Annotated in this window: 13 protein-coding genes; 8 read left to right on the top strand and 5 right to left on the bottom strand. The window is 68.1% G+C overall.

What is annotated here, in order from left to right; all coding sequences use genetic code 11:
- Positions 1–40: 40 nt before the first annotated feature.
- From ACEN9H_RS01305 to ACEN9H_RS01315, 3 genes are read right to left on the bottom strand one after another with little or no spacing between them, the layout of a single operon-like run.
- A complete protein-coding gene (locus tag ACEN9H_RS01305) occupies positions 41–2,836 on the bottom strand; it encodes a M16 family metallopeptidase (protein ID WP_413673514.1) in 2,796 nt (931 codons plus the stop codon).
- 15 nt (positions 2,837–2,851) lie between these two features.
- Positions 2,852–3,742 (bottom strand): metallophosphoesterase family protein, encoded by an 891-nt coding sequence (locus ACEN9H_RS01310; protein WP_413673515.1) that lies wholly within the window; start codon positions 3,740–3,742, stop codon positions 2,852–2,854.
- A gap of 2 nt (positions 3,743–3,744) precedes the next feature.
- Positions 3,745–4,227, bottom strand: a complete 483-nt coding sequence (locus ACEN9H_RS01315; RefSeq protein ID WP_036236278.1) for a CinA family protein — start codon at positions 4,225–4,227, stop codon at positions 3,745–3,747.
- Positions 4,228–4,596: 369 nt separating this feature from the next.
- On the opposite strand from ACEN9H_RS01315, the gene ACEN9H_RS01320 reads away from it, so the two are divergent.
- The 3 genes from ACEN9H_RS01320 to ACEN9H_RS01330 are packed head-to-tail and all read left to right on the top strand — an operon-like array spanning position 4,597 to position 9,729.
- Entirely contained in the window at positions 4,597–5,139 is a 543-nt protein-coding gene (locus tag ACEN9H_RS01320) for a YfiR family protein (RefSeq protein ID WP_413673516.1), read from the top strand.
- Between the two features lie 4 nt (positions 5,140–5,143).
- Positions 5,144–7,150 (top strand): ATP-binding protein, encoded by a 2,007-nt coding sequence (locus ACEN9H_RS01325; RefSeq protein WP_413673517.1) that lies wholly within the window; start codon positions 5,144–5,146, stop codon positions 7,148–7,150.
- Positions 7,147–9,729, top strand: coding sequence for an EAL domain-containing protein (locus tag ACEN9H_RS01330; RefSeq protein WP_056124598.1), 2,583 nt, complete (start codon positions 7,147–7,149; stop codon positions 9,727–9,729). Before ACEN9H_RS01325 ends, ACEN9H_RS01330 begins: the two co-directional genes overlap by 4 nt.
- A 1-nt stretch (position 9,730) precedes the next feature.
- Here the strand turns inward: ACEN9H_RS01330 and thiL are convergent, their stop codons facing one another.
- Together thiL and ACEN9H_RS01340 are read right to left on the bottom strand one after the other, a co-directional pair.
- Complete coding sequence (gene thiL / locus ACEN9H_RS01335) at positions 9,731–10,705, bottom strand: thiamine-phosphate kinase (RefSeq protein ID WP_413673518.1); 975 nt, start codon at positions 10,703–10,705, stop codon at positions 9,731–9,733.
- A 9-nt stretch (positions 10,706–10,714) separates the two neighbouring features.
- Positions 10,715–11,650, bottom strand: coding sequence for an AraC family transcriptional regulator (locus ACEN9H_RS01340; RefSeq protein ID WP_413673519.1), 936 nt, complete (start codon positions 11,648–11,650; stop codon positions 10,715–10,717).
- 112 nt (positions 11,651–11,762) lie between these two features.
- Between ACEN9H_RS01340 and ACEN9H_RS01345 the strand changes: the two genes are divergently transcribed.
- The 5 genes from ACEN9H_RS01345 to ACEN9H_RS01365 all read left to right on the top strand — a co-directional run bounded on the left by ACEN9H_RS01345 (position 11,763) and on the right by ACEN9H_RS01365 (position 18,368).
- Entirely contained in the window at positions 11,763–12,299 is a 537-nt protein-coding gene (locus ACEN9H_RS01345) for a carboxymuconolactone decarboxylase family protein (RefSeq protein ID WP_413673520.1), read from the top strand.
- Positions 12,300–12,443: 144 nt separating this feature from the next.
- Complete coding sequence (locus ACEN9H_RS01350; protein WP_413673521.1) at positions 12,444–14,756, top strand: NADP-dependent malic enzyme; 2,313 nt, start codon at positions 12,444–12,446, stop codon at positions 14,754–14,756.
- A gap of 363 nt (positions 14,757–15,119) precedes the next feature.
- On the top strand, positions 15,120–16,163 hold the full coding sequence (gmd, locus tag ACEN9H_RS01355) for a GDP-mannose 4,6-dehydratase (RefSeq protein WP_056124584.1): 1,044 nt from the start codon (positions 15,120–15,122) through the stop codon (positions 16,161–16,163).
- A gap of 1 nt (position 16,164) precedes the next feature.
- The gene (locus tag ACEN9H_RS01360) at positions 16,165–17,106 is read left to right on the top strand and encodes a GDP-mannose 4,6-dehydratase (RefSeq protein ID WP_160409465.1); all 942 of its coding nucleotides are present in this window, start codon (positions 16,165–16,167) and stop codon (positions 17,104–17,106) included.
- Positions 17,103–18,368, top strand: a complete 1,266-nt coding sequence (locus ACEN9H_RS01365; protein ID WP_413673522.1) for a glycosyltransferase family 4 protein — start codon at positions 17,103–17,105, stop codon at positions 18,366–18,368. Before ACEN9H_RS01360 ends, ACEN9H_RS01365 begins: the two co-directional genes overlap by 4 nt.
- The last annotated feature ends 22 nt before the right edge of the window (positions 18,369–18,390 follow it).

Here is an 18,390-nt window from a genome sequence, read left to right on the forward strand (position 1 = left end):
ACGCAAGCCATATCGTATGCAAGCGTGGTGAAGCGATGCGTTACGGAAGCTGGCCGTCCGTATCGCGCGTTTCGGACTGCCCCAGCCCGAGCTTCTGCAACTGCGGCAAAATCGCCGCCCGATCCCCGACGGCGATGACTTTCAACTGATCGGGTTTCAAGTATTTCTGCGCCGCCGCCTGCACCTGCGCCGCCGTCACGGCGCGATAGCGGTCGGGCAGGGTGCGCCAGTAATCCGCCGGCAGGTCGAACACAAAGGTCTCGGCCAGGCTCGCCCCGATGCCGCTGTTCGTTTCGAACTGTCCCGGCAGCGAATACACCTGCGAGTCGCGCGCGCCCGCGAGTTCGGGGCCCGGCAGCGGCTTGTCGCGCATGCCGTTCACTTCCCTGAAGATTTCGGCGACGGCAGGCCCCGTGACGTCCGTGCGCACGCTGCCCGCGATGGTGAATGGGCCCGGCGTGCGGTCGTAGCGGAATGCCGATAACACGCCATAGCTGTAGCCCTTTTCTTCGCGCAGGTTGAGGTTGATGCGGCTCGAGAACAGGCCGCCCAGCGCCGCGTTCATCACCTGCATGGCCGGATAGTCCGGCGTCCTGCGCGCGGCCGCGATGGTCGTCACGCGCAGCGCCGTCTGCGGCGTGCCCGGCTTGTCGACGACGACGAGGTGCGCCTGGGTGCCGGATGGATCGCCGACCGACGTCACGGCCGCATCGGCGCGTTCCCAGCCGCCGAAGCGGGCCGCCGCCAGCGTGCGCAGCTCGTCCGCCGTGATGTCGCCGGAGACGACGAGGGCCGCATTGCCCGGCAGGTAGTGGCGGCGCCAGAAGCGCACGAGGTCTTCGCGCGTCGTCGCGCGGATCGCCTGTTCCGTGCCCAGCTGGCCGTAGCCGTATGGATGATCCGGGCCGTACAGGGCACCGGCCGCGGCGACGGCGGCGACGAGGGCGGGATCGTCGCGCTGCTGCGTCAGTTCGCCAATGCGGGAGGCGCGCTGCCGTTCGACTTCGGCGGTCGGGAAGGCCGGATGCAGCACGACGTCGGCCAGTACGTCCAGCGCCTGCGGGAACGTGGAGCGCAGCGCGAGCAGCGACACGGTCGACGCGTCCGCCGTACTCCCGCTGCCGAGGAAGGCGCCGAGCTGCGCGATCTCGTCGGCGATGCGCGGCGCGCTGCGGATGGCCGTGCCTTCGTCCAGCATCTGCGCCGTGAAGCCGGCGAGGCCCGGCTGGTCGGATGGATTGGCGTCGGAACCGCTTTTCACGACCAGTTCCGCCGCCACGAGCGGCAGCGCGGGGTTCGGGTGGACGATGACGGTCAGCCCGTTCGGCAGCTTGAACGCGTCGCCTTGCGGCAGCGTGAAGCGCGGCGCCGGGCCCGGCTTCGGCGGCGCGCGGCGCCACGCTTCGTCGCGGTTGATGCCGGCGGCGCGGTCGGTCCTGCCGGCCTTCGAGACTTGGGGCGGCGTCGGCACGTCTGGACCGAGGTCGGGCTTGCCCGGCACGCCGGCGACGATCACGCGTGCGTTCGGCTGCAGGTAGGCCTGCGCCACGCGGCGCACGTCGGCGGCGGTGACGCGGCGCAGGCGCTCGATGTCCTTCGGCAGGTAGCCCGGGTCGCCCGTGTACTGGTTGTACTGGTTGATCTGGTTCGCGAGGCCGGTGCCGCCCAGCTTTTCGATCGACGTCAGCATCGCCGTCTCGATCGTGTTGCGCGCGCGTTCGACTTCCTGTTCGGACGGTCCCGCGTCGCGCAGCGCCTTGAGTTCCGCATCGATCGCCGTCTCCAGCTCGGACGGTTCGTGGCCCGGGCGTGCGGTCGCGTCGACGATGAAGGTCGAGGTGAGCGCGTTCGAATTCTGCGCGGCCGCCGCTTCCTGCGCGATCTGGCGCTCGTACACGAGGGTTTTATACAGACGACTGGACTTGCCGCCGGCGAGGATCTGCGCCGTCACCGCCAGCTCGGCGTCGCCCGGCTGGAAGGCCGGCGGCGTAAGCCACGCCATGTACAGGCGCGGGAGCTCCACGCGGTCCGGTACCGTGATGCGGCGCTCGCGCGTGATGGCGGGCGTGGCCACCTTCGGATGCACGACCGGCGGGCTCTTTTTGAAGCTGCCGAAGTATTTCGCGACGAGGGCGCGCGTCCTGACCTTGTCGATGTCGCCGGCGATGACGATGCTGGCGTTGTTCGGGCCATAGTAGCGCTTGAAGAAGTCGCGCACGTCGGCCAGCTTCGCGTTCTGGATGTCGGCGTGCGAGCCGATGACGGCCGCGTAATACGGGTGCGTCTTCGGGAACAGCGCGTGGTTCAGCGCTTCCTCGACGACGCCGTACGGGCGGTTCTCGACGCTCTGGCGGCGCTCGTTGCGCACGACGTCCTGCTGGTTCGACAGCGCCGTCTGGTCGAGCACGTCGAGCAGGTAGCCCATGCGGTCGGCGTGGACCCACAGCGCGAGTTCGAGCTGGTTAGCCGGCACCGTGTCGTAGTAATTGGTGCGGTCGTAGTCGGTGCTGCCGTTGCTGTCGGTGGCGCCGGCGCCTTCCAGCAGGCGGTCGGCGAGGCCGCGCGGCAGGTGCCGCGTCCCGGCGAACATCATGTGCTCGAACAGGTGGGCGAAGCCGGTGAGCCCTGGCGCCTCGTTGGCGGGGCCGACGTGGTACCAGATGTTGACGGCCACGATGGGCAGGCGGTGGTCCTCGACGAGGATCACTTCCAGGCCGTTGGGGAGCGTCGTCTTGTCGTAGCGGACCTCAGGCACCTCGGCCGCTGCCGCCGGCCCTGCGAGGAGGAGGAGCAGGGAAAATCGGGACAGGAACAAGCAGGACAGGAGGCGTTTCATGCGGGCTCCGTTTTTTTAATGACAGGCGGCGCTGCCGCGATCGGGCGGGGCGATGCTGAAGGACGCGAGCCGCGTCGACTCGACGAATTCCCAGCCGTAGCCGCCCGCGTACAGGCGCAGGCGCAGCACGCCGGTGCGGTTGCTGTCGCGGACTTCGCTGTGCGCGACGGTCAACAGGAATGGCGTCGGATACGCGCCGCCGGTGCCGACGACGAACTGGCGGATGCCGTGCGTCGGGTCGAGCCGGCCATCCGCGTCCTGCGGGGCGAAGCGTTCGTAGTCGTGGTCATGGCCGGACAGCACCAGCTCGGCGCCGGCCGCGTACAGCAGTTGCCAGGCGTCGCGCATCTTCGGGATGCTGCCGTGGCCGCCCGAGCTGTACAGCGGATGGTGCCAGTAGGCGAGGGTGCAGCGTGCGGGGTGGGCGGCGAGGTCGGCGCGCAGCCAGTCCAGCTGGGCCGCGTGCTGGGCCGGGGCGAGGTTGCTGTCCAGCGAGACGATGTGCCAGGTGCCCAGCTCGAAGCTGTAGTAACCGCGGCCGGCGCGCGCGCCCCACCAGTCGAAATAGGGCTTCGCGCCCGGCGTGTAGTACTCGTGGTTGCCGGGTGCGGGCCACGTGCGGTCCTTGAAGCGGCCCCACGTCGGCGCGTAGCAGCCAGTGAATTCCTTCATGGCGCCGCGCGGATAGGTCAGGTCGCCCAGCGCCAGCACGACGGCCTGCGGGTCCTGCGCGAGTCCGGCGGCGACGGTGGCGGCCGTGTCGGCCGCGCCCGAGTACGCCGGATCGCGGTACGCACAGCGCGCGATGTCGCCGGCCGCGTACACGGTGATGCCCTGGTCCGGGCTTGCTGCGGCCGCGCTCAAGGAAGCGGCCGCCAGGAGCGCGGCCGCGGCCAGACGGCGCATCCTTACTCGAGCAGCCGCAAGAGGCCGGCCAGCGCGTGCGCCACCGTCTGCTCGCGTACCGCGTGGCGGTCGCCGGAGAACACGAGGCGTTCGGTGTACGTCGTGTCGCCCTTCGACCAGCCGAAGCACACCGTGCCCACGGGCTTGCCGGGTACGGCGCCGGTCGGGCCGGCGATGCCGGTCGTGGATACGGCCACGTCGGCGTTGCTGTTGGCGACCGCGCCCTCGGCCATCGCGCCCGCGACTTCCTCGCTGACGGAACCGAATTGCGCGATCAGCGCGGCCGGCACGTCCAGCATTTCCGTCTTGGAGGCGTTCGAATACGTCACGAAACCGCATTCGAACCAGCCGGTCGAGCCGGGGATTTCCGTGATGGCCTGGGAGACGCCGCCGCCGGTGCAGGATTCGGCGGTGGCCAGCAGCAGGTTCTTGGATTCGAGTGCCCGGCCCACACGGGTGGCCAGGTCGATGATGTCGTTCGTCACGTGTCGCTCCTCCTTGTAATGGCGGTAGCAGAGAACCGCCAGGTCTCCAGGATCCAACCGAGGCGCCGCCGTGTGCCGGTCGCGGAAACGTTCCGCTGCGCGCTCGCGTCCATTCTAGCGCGCCTTCCCGCCCTGCGGCGTCGGAATCTTAACGAAAAGCCATTCTTGCGGTTATGCCTTTGCCGTCCTTACAAACGCAAATGTCTTTACCGCTGTAAACGGCAGGCCCCGTTCCGTGCGACATCACTCCCGGTCGTGCTGCTATCCTCCTCGCCTTGCGGGCTGGCCCGCTTCTTGTTCATTGACCGAACCAGGACCTCGCATGCCGCTCGACCTTTTCGCGCATGACCATCCGGGGCCAGCGTACTCATGATGGTCTTTTCACGCGCAGCCGCGCGGCCTGTCCGCCGGGCGGCGCTGTGCCTGCTGATCTTCGCGGGTGCCGCCCAGGCCGGCACAGGCCCGCTTGGCGCGCCTGAGCACAAGCTCAAGGCGGCCTACCTGTACCGTGTGGCCACGTTCGTCGACTGGCCGGACGCCGCGTTCGCACGCGCCGGGAGCCCGTTGCTGGTCGGCGTCGCCGGCAACGACGCGCTGGCCATCGAAGCCGCACAATTCATGACGGGCCGCCTCGTGCACGGCCGCCCGCTGGCGGTCCGCCGCGTCGACCCGCGCGCGCTGCCGCCTGGCCTGCACGTCCTGTACGCGGCCGCATCGCCCGCGCGCGGCCGGTTGCTCGCGGCCGTGCGCAGCCAGCCCGTATTGACGGTGTGCGACGGCGCCCCCGAACCGGGTTGCGTCGTCGGACTCGTGGCGGACGGGGATCGCCTGCGGCTGCGCATCGACCGGCTCGAAGCGATGGCCGCGCAACTGCGCATCAGCGCGCGCCTGCTGGCGCTGGCGACGTGGTGACGCCATGATCCGTCCGCGCCGCTCCATTCGGGAAAAACTCGTCACGATCGTGATGTCGACGACGCTCGCCGCGCTGGCCGTGTCCGTCGGCACCGTCGTCGTCTACGACCTGCGCAGCTATAAACATGCGCTGCTGAACGACCTCGCGACGCAGGCCGAACTGGTGGGGCACATGACGTCGGCCGCGCTGGCCTTCGACGATGCGCGCCTGGCGCGCGAGAACCTGGCCCTGCTGCGCAGCCGGCCGTCGGTACGCGCCGCCGCGATCTACGACGAGAAGGGCGCGCTGTTCGCGACCTATGTGGCGTCCGGCGCGGACAGTACGTTCCCGGTGCGGCCCGCGAAAGGCGGCCGGCCCGTGCATGCGGGCGGCACGGAAACCTATGTCGGGAGCGGCGACGAGCTGGTGCTGTACAAGCCGATCAGCGAAAACGGCGACCTGCTCGGCACCGTCTACCTGCGCTCGGAAAACCAGATGATGGAACGCATGCGCGACTACCTCGTCATCTGCGCGTGCGTGACGGTGCTGGCCCTGTTCACCGCGTGGCTGCTCGTGCGCCGCCTCGGCCACACGATCACGACGCCCATCGACGCCATCACCAGGATCGCGCGCGAGGTCGTGGCGCGGCGCGACTATTCGCGGCGCGCGCCGCGCATCAGCGAGGACGAGGCGGCGGAACTCGTCGACTCCTTCAACGCGATGCTGACCGAGATCGAGCAGCGTACGCGCGCGCTGGAAGACTCGAACCGCGAGATCGTGCGCCTGAACGAAGGCCTGGAAGCGCGCGTGCAGGAACGCACGGCCCAGCTGGAGCTCGCCAATTCGGAACTGGGACTCGCGATCGACGAGGCCAGAAATGCCAACCAGGCCAAGTCCGCGTTCCTGTCGTCGATGAGCCATGAACTGCGCACGCCGCTGAACGCCATCCTCGGCTTCGCGCAGATCCTGGCATCGAAGGACATGCCGACGACGCCGGAGCAGAAGCTCGAATTCTCCGGCCACATCCTGAAATCCGGCCGGCACCTGCTCACCCTGATCAACGAGATCCTCGACCTGGCCAAGGTCGAGGCGGGGGCCGTGAGCCTGTCGATGGAACCGGTGCTGCTGGCCGAGGTGCTCGCCGAATGCGAGGGCATGATCGCGCCGCTGGCCGCCGCGCGCGGCGTGCGCGTGCTGTTCCCGGAGGCGCCGACGGCGCGCCTGCAGGCCGACCGCACGCGCCTGAAGCAGGTCCTGCTGAACCTGTTGTCGAACGCGGTGAAGTACAACCGCGACGGCGGCGCCATCGTCGTCGATTGCGCGCAACCGGCGCCGCAGCGCCTGCGCCTGTCGGTGCAGGACACGGGCATGGGCTTGAGCCCCGAACAGGTCGCCGGCCTGTTCCAGCCCTTCAACCGCCTGGGCCAGGAAGCGGGCACGCAGGAAGGCACGGGCATCGGTCTCGTGGTGACGCGCCGCCTCGTCGAGCTGATGGGCGGCGAGATCGGCGTGACCAGCAGCCCCGGCGTGGGCAGCGTGTTCTGGATCGAGCTGGCCGTCGCCGGTACGGATGGCGCGCTGCCTGCCGCTCCGCCTGCCGCGCGGTCGGTGCCCGTCCCGGCGGACGGCGCCGGAGCCGGAGAGCCGCATACGGTGCTGTACATCGAAGACAATCCGGCCAACCTGAAGCTCGTGCAGGAGATCGTGCGCTTCCGGTCCGACCTGCGCCTGGTGAGCGCGCCGGACGGCCACTTCGGCCTGTCGCTCGCGCGCAGCCAGAAACCCGACATCATCCTGATGGACCTGAACCTGCCCGGCCTCTCCGGGTTCGAGGTCCTGGCGCAGCTACGCCGCGAACCCGAGACCGCGCGGATCCCGGCCATCGCGGTATCCGCCAACGCCATGCGCGCCGACATCGACCGCGCGCTGGCGGCCGGCTTCACGTATTACCTGACCAAGCCGATCGACATCGGCCAGTTCAACGAGGCGATCGACGCCGTACTGTCAGCCCGAATGAGGACGACCCCATGATTTCCCCCGCCGACATCCGCCACGCGCGCATCCTCGTCGTCGACGACGAGCCGGTGAACGTGCAGCTGCTCGAGTTCCTGCTCAAGACCAGCGGCTACGAGAACGTCGCCAGCACCACCGACCCGCGCCAGGTGGCCGCGCTGCACCTGCAGCACCGCTACGACCTGATCATCCTCGACCTGCAGATGCCGCACATGGACGGCTTCCAGGTGATGGAAGCGTTGAAGCCGATGGAGCGCGAGTCCTGGCTGCCCGTGCTCGTGGTGACGGCGGAGCCGGACAAGAAGCTGGCCGCGCTGGAAGCGGGCGCGCGCGACTTCATCGGCAAGCCGTTCGACACGGTGGAGGTCCTGACGCGCATCCGCAACCTGCTCGAAGTGCGGCTGTTCCACAAGGAGTCGCAGGACTACGGCGCGCGCATGGAGCGCACGGTGCGCGAGCGGACGGCCGAGCTGCAGCGCTTCCGCGGCGCGATGGACGCGACCACCGACGCCATCTTCCTCGTCGACGCGCGCACGATGGCGATGATCGACGTGAGCGACGGCGCCTGCCGCATGCTGGGCTTTTCGCGCGAGGCGCTGCTGCGCATCGATCCGGTGGCGCTGGGCCTCGCGGAACGCGCGCAGCTCGAACGCTATGCGGACCCGGCGTCCACGTCGCGCGAGCACGACATCGTGGAGACGGAGCTGCTGCGCTCGGACGGGCAGGGCGCGGTGCCGGTCGAGATCAGCTGGCAGCTGCAGCAGCAGGACAACAGCCACCGCATCCTGATCGCCGTCGCGCGCGACATCAGCGAGCGCCTGCAGGCCGCGCAGCGCCTGAAGCACATGTCGAACTACGACAGCCTGACCGGCCTGCCGAACCGCAGCCTGTTCTTCCATACGCTGCGCGACGCCATCGAGCTCGCGCAGGACAAGAACTGGCGCATCGCCGTGCTGTTCATCACGCTCGACCGCTTCAAGATCGTCAACGACTCGCTCGGCCCCGCGCTGGGCGACGAACTGCTGCGCCAGTTCAGCACGAGACTGGTGCGCTGCGTACGCCTGCGCGACACGATCGGCCGGCTGGGCGGCGACGAGTTCGCGCTGATCCTGACGATGACGCGCGAGCAGACGGAGGACGAAGCGGTCAGTGTCGCCAACGAGGTGCGCGAGGCGCTGCGCGCGCCGTTCGACCTGAACGGCCAGCAGGCCGTGCTGACGGCCAGCATCGGCATCGCGATGTACCCGGACGACGCCACGGACCCGGGCACGCTGGTGAAATACGCGGACGTGGCGATGGTGCGCGCGAAGGAGGCGGGCCGCGACGGCTACCGCTTCTTCACGGCCGGGATGAACGTGCAGGTGCTGGCGCGGCTCGACCTGGAACTGGCGCTGCGCGCGGCCATCGACGGCGAGCAGTTCGAGCTGCACTACCAGCCCAAGCTGGACCTGAACACGGGCCGCGTGACGGGCGTGGAGGCGCTGCTGCGCTGGCGCCGTCCCGGCGTGGGCCTCGTGTACCCGGCCGAATTCGTGCCCGTCATGGAGGACACGGGCATGGTCGTGCGCGTGGGCGCGTGGATCATCGGCGAGGCCTGCCGCCAGATCGCCGCGTGGAATGCGGAAGGCGTGCGCGACGTGCGCGTGGCCGTCAACGTGTCGAGCCGCCAGTTCGTCGAGGGCGACCTGGAAGGCGACATCCGCGCGGCGCTGGCGGAGCACCGCGTGGACCCGGGCCTGCTCGAACTGGAGTTGACGGAAAGCGCGCTGATGTCGAACTTCGAGCACACGGTGCAGGTGCTGGAGCGCCTGAAGGCGCTGGGCATCCGCATCGCCATCGACGATTTCGGCACCGGCTATTCGAGCCTCGCGTACCTGAAGCGCTTCCCGATCGACAAGCTGAAGATCGACATCGCGTTCGTGCGCGACATCACGACGAATCCGGACGACGCGGCGATCGCGCTGGCCATCATCAGCATGGCGCACAGCCTGCACATGCAAGTGATCGCGGAGGGCGTGGAATCGCGCGCGCAGATGGCGCTGCTGCGCCGCCACCGCTGCGACGAGATCCAGGGCTTTCATTTTTCGCGCGCGCTGCTGCCGGCCGACCTGGCCCGGCTGGTGCTGGAAAACCGCGCCCAGCCCACGCGGCCGGCGGAGGACGACCGCAACGTCCAGACGCTGCTGCTGGTGGACGACGACGTCAACGTGCTGGGCGCGCTGCACCGGCTGTTCAGGCGCGACAACTACCGTGTGCTGACGGCCGCGTCGCCGTCCGAGGGTTTTGAATTGCTGGCGCTGTACCACGTGCAGGTGATCCTGTGCGACCAGAAGATGCCCGGGATGAACGGCACCGAATTCCTCAGCAAGGTCAAGGAGATGTATCCGGACACGATGCGCATCATCCTGTCCGGCTACACGGGCGTGGAGACGGTGCTCGATTCGATCAACCGGGGCGCCATCTACCGTTTTTACACGAAGCCGTGGAACGAGACAGAATTGCGCGACAACGTGCGGCTCGCGTTCCGCCAGTACTGGCTCACGCACGGGCCGTACGACGACCGCAAGACGCCGCGGGGGGACGAGGAAGCGGCGTAGGTCAGCCCGGACTGAAGTGGTCCCAGCCGGCCAGCTGCAAATCCAGCGCCGCACCGTCCGCGTCGACGAGGCGCAGGCCCGGTTCGGCAGTGATCGACCCCACGCGCGTCACGGCCGTCCCGCAGGCCGTGCCGGCGGCCACGATGGCATCGCGCCGCGCCACCGGCGCCGTGAAGCACAGTTCGTAATCGTCCCCGCCGGCCGCGGCGAAGCGGCGGCGCAGTCCGACCGGCTGGCGGGCCAGCGCCGGGCCGGCCGGCAGCGCGTCCACGTCCAGCACGGCGCCCACGCGCGACGCGGCGAGGATGTGCTTCACATCGCCCACGAGGCCGTCCGAGATGTCGAGCGCGGCGTGCGCGAGGCCGCCTTCCGCGAGCAGGCGCCCGAGCGCCACGCGCGGCGTGGGCGCGTGCATGCGCTGGCCGGCGGCGGCGTGGTCGGCGGCGTCCAGCGCGACCTCGCTGCGGCGTGCGGCCAGCCACAGGCGCGCATCGCCCAGCGTGCCCGAGATCCAGATGTCGTCGCCCGCGCGCGCCGCGTCGCGCCGCAGTGCCTGGCCGGGCGCCAGCTCGCCGAAAATCGTGATGCAGACGTTCAGCGGGCCCTTGGTCGTGTCGCCTCCGACCAGCTCGCAGCCGTGGGCGTCGGCCAGCGCGAACAGGCCGCGCGAGAAGGCGTCGAGCCAGTCGGGTTCCGCCACGGGCAGCGACAGCGCCAGCGTGAAGCCCAGCGGCCGCGCGCCCATCGCGGCGAGGTCCGACAGGTTCACGGCGAGACACTTGTGCCCGAGTGTGAACGGGTCGGCGCCGGCAAAGAAATGGCGGTCCTCGACCAGCATGTCGGACGAGATGGCCAGCACCTTGCCGGGCGTGGGGGACAGCAGCGCGCAATCGTCGCCGATGCCCAGGAAGGTGTTGGGGCCGGGCGCACGGTCGCGCTGGAAGTAGCGTTTGATGAGATCGAATTCGGAGAGCATGCCGCGATTCTAATCCGTGACCGTCGCCACGTGGGCCGCGCGCCGGTAGCCGCCGGGGCCGATCCCGTAATGGCGCTTGAACACGCGGTTGAACGCCGCCTCCGACTGGTAGCCGACGGCCAGCGCGACGTCGCCGACGGCGCCTTCGCCCTGCAGCAGGGCGCGGGCGGCGCGCGCCATGCGCAGCTGGGTCAGCATGTCGGCCGGCGGCATGCCGCACAGGCGCGCGAACAGGCGGGCGAACGTGGCGCGTGACATGTGGCAGGCCTCGGCCAGGTCTTCCACCTTCCACGGCCGTTCGGGCGATTCCAGCATGCGGGCGAGCGCGTTGCCCAGGCGGCGGTCGGCCAGGATGGCGAACAGGCCGGGCGCCTCGTGACCGGTTCCGTCCAGCCAGGCGCGCAGCAGCAGCGCGAACAGGGCGCCCGACAGCTGGGCGACGACGACGTCGCCGCCGGGCCGCACCGCGGTCGTCTCGTGCTGCAGCAGCCGCACGAGGGCGTGCAGGCCGGGGAAGTCATCGGCGCGGCTGGCGCGCACGACCATCACGTCGGGCAGGGCGCGCGCGAGGGCCTGGCGCGCGGCGCCGTCGAACACGAAGCTGCCGCACAGGATCGCGGTGGCGGGGCCATCGCCCTCGTTGCCCTTGCGTTGCAGCGGGCCGTCGGCGCCGAGTGACCGCACCGGGGCGGCGTCCGCGGCCGGCCCCGCGTGCAGGCGGTGCGCGCTGCCGCTGGGGAAGACGACGACGTCTCCCGTGGCCAGGTCCAGCGCGGCGTGTCCGGGGACGTCGACGCGCGCGCCGCCTTCGACGATCACGTGGAATGGCGCCACGCCCGGCGTCGCGGCGGGTTCGTCCAGCACCCAGGGCGCCGCCAGTTCGCAGCGGATGTCGAGGGAGGTGCGGATCGTGTAGAGGGACAGCAGGCGGCTCAGGGTATCCATGTTTTTCTCAGATGAGACGATCGGGCAAATTATCGCAGCATCCGGGCATTCATCGTACTAGTCCGAAGGCCTAGACTTCTTTCCACACCAACCCACAACGAAAGGAAAGATCATGAGCCGTCTTAACGCACTGGGTACCGACGCCACCGGCCGTACCGCCGAACTCTTCACCGCCATCAAAGCGAAACTGGGCAAGGTCCCGAACGCGTACGACACGATCGGCAGCAACAGCGCCGTGGCCCTGGAGGCGCTGCTGAGCTTCGATGCGAAGCTGGCCGACACGAGCCTGTCGAAAAAAGAGATCGAGGTGATCAAGCTGGCCGTCAGCGAAGTGAGCGGTTGCGATTATTGCCTGGCCGCGCACACGCTGATGGGCAAGATGGCCGGCCTGAGTCCGGAGGCGATCCTCGCCGCACGCAAGGGCAACCCGGGCGGCGATGCGAAACTGGACGCGCTGGCTACGTTCGTGCGTGAAGTGGCGGGCACCCGCGGCACCGTGCCGCAGCCGGTGGTGGATGCGTTCAGGGCGGCCGGCTACACCGATGCGCAGGTGGTGGACACGATCTTCGCGGTCACCAGCATCACGTTCACGAACCTGCTGAACCGCATCAACGATACGGTGGTGGACTTCCCGAAAGCGCCTGCCTGAAGCGGAAACGGGAGAGAAGCGGAGGCAGGTGCCATGCTACCTGCCTCCGGTCACTACTGTCGATACCAAGAAATACGTAGACGGTGCGCGGTGACACTCTGCTAAAATCGGAGACCCCCGGTCAGTTCAGGAAGGCTGCAAAGCATGGATTCGTCAATCGATAAAAAAGAAGAACTACGTCAACAACTGCGGGCTGCCGCGCTCGAGTACCACCAGTTTCCCTCTCCCGGCAAGATCGCCGTCACCCCGACCAAATCCGTCTTGAACCAGCGTGACCTGGCCCTGGCGTACTCGCCGGGCGTCGCCGCGCCCTGCGAAGAAATCGTCAAGGACCCCTCCACGGCGTATAAATATACGGCGCGCGGCAACCTCGTCGCGGTGATCTCGAACGGTACCGCCGTGCTCGGCCTTGGCAACATCGGCCCGCTTGCCTCGAAACCGGTCATGGAAGGCAAGGGCGTGCTGTTCAAGAAGTTCGCCGGCATCGACGTGTTCGACATCGAGATCAACGAAACCGATCCGGACAAGCTGATCGAGGTGATCGCGGCGCTGGAACCGACGTTCGGCGGCGTGAACCTCGAGGACATCAAGGCGCCCGAGTGCTTCTACATCGAGCGCAAGTTGCGCGAGCGCATGAAGATCCCGGTCTTCCACGACGACCAGCACGGCACCGCGATCATCGTCGGCGCCGCCATCCTGAACGGCCTGAAGGTCGTCGGCAAGGATCTCAAGAAGTGCAAGATGGTCGTGTCCGGCGCGGGCGCGGCGGCGCTGGCCTGCCTCGACCTGGCCGTCGACCTCGGCTTCCCGATCGAGAATATTTACGTGACCGACCTCGCCGGCGTCGTCTACAAGGGCCGCACCGAGCTGATGGACCCGGACAAGGAACGCTTCGCGCAGGACACCCCGCACCGCACGCTGGCCGAGATCATCCCCGACGCCGACATCTTCCTGGGCCTGTCCGCCGGCGGCGTGCTCAAGCCGGAGATGGTCGCGAAGATGGCGCCGAACCCGCTGATCCTGGCGCTCGCCAACCCGAACCCGGAAATCCTGCCGGAAGACGCGAAGGCCGTCCGCGACGACGTCATCATCGCCACCGGCCGTTCGGACTACCCGAACCAGGTCAACAACGTGCTGTGCTTCCCGTACATGTTCCGTGGCGCGCTGGACTGCGGCGCGACGACGATCACGCGCGAGATGGAAATCGCCGTCGTGCACGCGATCGCCGACCTGGCCCACGCCGAACAGTCGGACATCGTGGCGTCGGCCTACGGCATCTCGAACCTGTCGTTCGGGCCGGAATACCTGATTCCGATGCCGTTCGACCCGCGCCTGCTGACGCACATCGCGCCGGCCGTCGCCAAGGCCGCGATGGACGGCGGCGTCGCCACCCGTCCGATCGCCGACCTGGCCGCGTACGCCGAGAGCCTGCAGCAATTCGTCTACCGCAGCGGCAGCTTCATGAAGCCGCTGTTCCAGATCGCCAAGAGCGCGCCGGCCGAGCGCAAGCGCATCGTCTTCGCCGAGGGCGAGGAAGAGCGCGTGCTGCGCGCGGTGCAGGTCGTCGTCGACGAGAACCTGGCCCGCCCGATCCTCGTCGGCCGTCCGGCCGTGCTGGAAAAGCGCATCGAGAAATTCGGCCTGCGCCTGAAGCAGGGCAAGCACTTCGACGTCATCAACCCCGACTTCGACGAGCGCTACCGCGATTACTGGCAGTCGTACCACCAGATGGTGATGCGCAAGGGTGTCACGGAAGACCTCGCCAAGCTGGCGATGCGCCGCCGTCACACGCTGATCGGCGCGATGATGATCCACAAGGGCGACGCCGACGGCATGATCTGCGGCACCTACGGCACGACCGACGTGCACCTGCAATACATCGAGCAGGTGCTGGGCAAGCGTGCCGGCAGCAACGTTTATGCGGCGCTGAACTTCATCATCACGCAGGAACGCCAGATCGCGATGGTCGACACGCACGTCAACGAGAATCCGACCGCCGAAGAGCTGGCCGAGATCACGCTGATGGCGTCCGAGGAACTGGAGCGCCTGGGCATCACGCCGCGCGTGGCGCTGCTGTCGCACTCGAACTTCGGCACGTCGAACAGCGCGTCGGCCAGGAAAATGCGCGCCGCGCTGGCCCTCATCCAGCAGAAGGCGCCCGGCCTGGAAGTCGACGGCGAGATGCACGGCGACACGGCCCTGGATGCGAAGCTGCGCGCCAAGATCATGCCGCAGTCGACGCTGAAGGGCGACGCCAACCTGCTCGTCATGCCGAACATCGAAGCCGCGAACATCGCCTACAACGTGGTCAAGACGGCGGCCGGCAGCGGCATCGCCATCGGTCCCGTGCTGCTGGGTTGCGCGCGTCCGGTGCACATCCTGACCCCGTCCGCCACCGTGCGCCGCATCGTCAACATGACGGCGCTGTGCGTCGTCGACGCCGTCTCGGAGCGTTGATACGACACCTTTGTGTTGTAGATTTGCCACCTGTGACGAAATGACTCAAAAGGGCCCATTGCGGCCCTTTTGTCATTGAAATGTAGAAGTTCCCGACATTTCGTGAATATGTAATAAAGCTTGAGGGACTCGTAACAATGCGTAATCACGCGACGTGTTTGCGGGCTTTCAGGCGATAATAGACGAGTACATATTGTTTCTTTTGCACGATTTCTTTTGTGCAAGGGCCCAAGCACCACTCTGTTACAATGCGGGGTTGTTGGAAAATTATCTGGTCCGCGCCAGCGCGGCCGACAATCCGCATGCCGACCCGCCTCGGCTGTTGCGGCGGCCGCTACGGACCACCACTGGATCACCAAGAACATGCAAACAACAAAAAAGGCCCTGATCACCGGTATTACCGGGCAGGATGGAGCCTATCTCGCACAATTGCTCCTCGAAAAGGGCTACCTGGTGACCGGCACTTTTCGCCGGTCCAGCTCGGTTAATTTCTGGCGCATTGCCGAACTCGGTATCGAGCAGCATCCGAACCTGAACCTCGTCGAATACGACCTCACCGATCTCTCCTCGAGCATCCGCCTGATCGAATCCACCCGTCCCGACGAGGTGTACAACCTGGCCGCGCAGAGCTTCGTCGGCGTCTCGTTCGACCAGCCCGTGACCACCGCCTCGATCACCGGCATCGGCGCCGTCAACCTGCTGGAAGCGATCCGCATCGTCCACCCGAAAGCGCGCTTCTACCAGGCCTCCACGTCCGAGATGTTCGGCAAGGTGCAGGCCGTGCCGCAGGTCGAGTCGACCCCGTTCTACCCGCGCAGCCCGTACGGCGTCGCCAAGCTGTACGCCCACTGGATGACCGTGAACTACCGCGAGTCCTATGGCATCTTCGGCAGCTCGGGCATCCTGTTCAACCACGAGTCGCCGCTGCGCGGCCGCGAGTTCGTCACCCGCAAGATCACGGATTCCGTCGCCAAGATCGTCCTGAACAAGCTGGATGTGCTGGAACTGGGCAACATGGACGCCAAGCGCGACTGGGGTTATGCGCGCGAATACGTGGAAGGCATGTGGCGCATCCTGCAGGCCGACGAGCCCGATACGTTCGTGCTGGCCACCAACCGCACCGAAACCGTGCGCGACTTCGTCACCATGGCCTTCCGCGGCGCCAACCTGGACGTCGAGTGGAAAGGCAAGGGCGAGCAGGAGACGGGGCATTGCGCCCGTACCGGCAAGCTGCTCGTGCGCGTGTCGCCGAAGTTCTACCGCCCGGCCGAGGTCGACCTGCTGATCGGCGACCCGTCCAAGGCGCAGCGCGAGCTGGGCTGGAAGGCCGAGACGTCGCTCGAACAGCTGTGCCAGATGATGGTCGACGCCGACCTGCGTCGCAACGAGACCGGTTTTTCGTTCTGACATGAACCGCATGGTCACGGAAGACCTCGTCCGGATGGTTGAGCCCAAGGAAGGCGAGGGCAAGCGCGCCCTCATCACCGGCCTGCGCGGCTTCACCGGCTACTACATGGCGCGCGAGCTCACCGCCGCGGGCTATCACGTGTTCGGCACGGTGTTGCCGGGCAGCGAGACCGGACCGGACATCTTCACCGTCGACCTGACCGACCGCGCCGCGCTGGCCGCCGTCATCGAACAGGTGCGGCCGGACGTGGTGGTCCACCTGGCCGCCATCGCGTTCGTGGCCCACAACGACGCCGAGCAAATGTACCGCGTCAACGTGGTCGGCACCCGCAACCTGCTGGAAGCGCTGGCGCACGGTGCGCACAAGCCATCCAAGGTGCTGCTCGCGTCGTCCGCGAATATCTACGGCAACGCCGCGGTGCCCGTGATCGACGAATTCGTGCCGCCCGCGCCGGCGAACGACTACGCCGTCAGCAAGCTCGCGATGGAATACATGGCGCGCCTGTGGATGGACAAGCTGCCGATCGTGATCGCGCGGCCGTTCAACTACACGGGCGTCGGCCAGCACGAGAACTTCCTGCTGCCCAAGATCGTATCGCACTTCCGCAAGGGCGCGCGCCGCATCGAGCTGGGCAACCTGGCGATCGCGCGCGATTTTTCCGACGTGCGCACGGTGGCGAAGAGCTACCGGCGCCTGCTCGCGGCGGCACCCGCCGGCGAAGTCTTCAACGTCTGCTCCGGCCGCTCGCACTCGCTGGAGAGCCTGATCGACATGATGAGCGACATCGCCGGCTACCGCATCGAAGTGCACGTCAACCCCGCCTTCGTGCGCGCCAACGAGGTGCTCACGCTGTCCGGCAGCAACGCCAAGCTGGCGGGCACGATCGGTACGATCGAGCCCACGCCGCTGGTCGACACGCTGCGCTGGATGTACCAGGCATGAACAGGGTCCCGACCGGCCTGGACACCACCATGATCGAACTGGGCCTCCCTAAACGACGACCGGACGGCGCGCCCGCCCTCCAGGACCGCCTGCGCGCGCTCCCTGGTTCCGCCGAGGCCGCCAACGATGCGCTCGTGCAGCCGGACCTGCGCATCGGCATCGGCACGACCATGATCGAACCCGCGTTCACGGGCGGACACCTGGACGGCATCGGCGTCTATACGCAGGCATTGCTGCGCCACCTGCCGCACGCCGGCTGCGCGATGCGGCCGTATTCCTGGCCGCGCCTGCGCAGCGCCGGGCCCGTGACGAAGGGCGAAGCGTTGCCCCATACGTTCGAACGCGCGTCCTTCGTCGACCTCATGACCCCGGACGCGCACCGCGTGCACATGCCCGTCGACGTGTTCCACGTGACGGACTACCGCGTCGTGCGCATGGATTGCCCCGTGGTCGCCAGCCTGCACGATGCGCTGCCCGTGAAACATCCCGAGTGGTGCAACCCGCGCATGCGTGGCCTGAAGAACTGGCTGCAGCGCAAGGCCGCGCAAAAGGCCGACCACGTGATCGCGCTGTCGCACTTCGCCATCGACGAACTGGTCGACTGCTTCGGCATCGACGAGCGCCGCATCACCGTCGTGCCGTGCGGCGTGGATGAAGAATGGCTGGCGCCGCCGCCGGCGCATGCCGTGGCGACGACCCTGCAGGCCAACGGACTGCGTCCGGGATATTTCCTGTTCGTGGGCACGCTGCAGCCGCGCAAGAACGTCGAGCGCCTGCTGGACGCCTACCTGTCGCTGCCGCCCGCGGTGCGCGCGGAGCGCCAGCTCGTCATCGTCGGCAGTGCCGGTGCGCGTTCGGAAGAACTGCTGCGCCGCATCGCCGCCGCCGTGCAGGATGGCGCGAACGTCGTCTGGCTGAACCGCCTCACCGACAACACCGAACTGCGCCACGTCTACGCGGGCGCGGGCGTGTTCGTGTTCGCGTCGCTGTACGAGGGGTTCGGCATCCCGGTGGTCGAGGCGTTCGCGTCCGGCGTGCCGGTCGTCGCGTCGAACACGACGTCGCTGCCGGAAGTGACGGCCGGCGCGGCACTGGAGGTCGATCCGCTCGACACCGGCGCGATCGCCGACGCCATGCTCACGCTGGCGCGCGAGCCCGCCGTGCGGGCGCGCTGCATCGCGGCCGGGCGCGCGCGCGCCGCCCAGCTGACCTGGAACGCGACGGCGCGCCAGACCGCCGCCGTCTACCGCTCTTTACTCTGACCAGACTGCCTCCATGTCCCAG

The organism is Massilia cellulosiltytica (genome assembly GCF_047325105.1).
In the GTDB taxonomy this organism is placed as follows: Bacteria; Pseudomonadota; Gammaproteobacteria; order Burkholderiales; family Burkholderiaceae_D; genus Telluria; species Telluria orientalis.

Bases quoted from the DNA above. Each gene is read 5' to 3' on its own strand.
- ACEN9H_RS01350 (WP_413673521.1), top strand. From the start codon at position 12,444: ATGGATTCGTCAATCGATAAAAAAGAAGAACTACGTCAACAACTGCGG.
- gmd (WP_056124584.1), top strand. From the start codon at position 15,120: ATGCAAACAACAAAAAAGGCCCTGATCACCGGTATTACCGGGCAGGAT.
- ACEN9H_RS01325 (WP_413673517.1), top strand. From the start codon at position 5,144: ATGATCCGTCCGCGCCGCTCCATTCGGGAAAAACTCGTCACGATCGTG.
- ACEN9H_RS01305 (WP_413673514.1), bottom strand. From the start codon at position 2,836: ATGAAACGCCTCCTGTCCTGCTTGTTCCTGTCCCGATTTTCCCTGCTC.
- ACEN9H_RS01330 (WP_056124598.1), top strand. From the start codon at position 7,147: ATGATTTCCCCCGCCGACATCCGCCACGCGCGCATCCTCGTCGTCGAC.
- ACEN9H_RS01345 (WP_413673520.1), top strand. From the start codon at position 11,763: ATGAGCCGTCTTAACGCACTGGGTACCGACGCCACCGGCCGTACCGCC.
- ACEN9H_RS01310 (WP_413673515.1), bottom strand. From the start codon at position 3,742: ATGCGCCGTCTGGCCGCGGCCGCGCTCCTGGCGGCCGCTTCCTTGAGC.
- ACEN9H_RS01365 (WP_413673522.1), top strand. From the start codon at position 17,103: ATGAACAGGGTCCCGACCGGCCTGGACACCACCATGATCGAACTGGGC.
- ACEN9H_RS01360 (WP_160409465.1), top strand. From the start codon at position 16,165: ATGAACCGCATGGTCACGGAAGACCTCGTCCGGATGGTTGAGCCCAAG.
- ACEN9H_RS01340 (WP_413673519.1), bottom strand. From the start codon at position 11,650: ATGGATACCCTGAGCCGCCTGCTGTCCCTCTACACGATCCGCACCTCC.
- ACEN9H_RS01320 (WP_413673516.1), top strand. From the start codon at position 4,597: ATGATGGTCTTTTCACGCGCAGCCGCGCGGCCTGTCCGCCGGGCGGCG.
- thiL (WP_413673518.1), bottom strand. From the start codon at position 10,705: ATGCTCTCCGAATTCGATCTCATCAAACGCTACTTCCAGCGCGACCGT.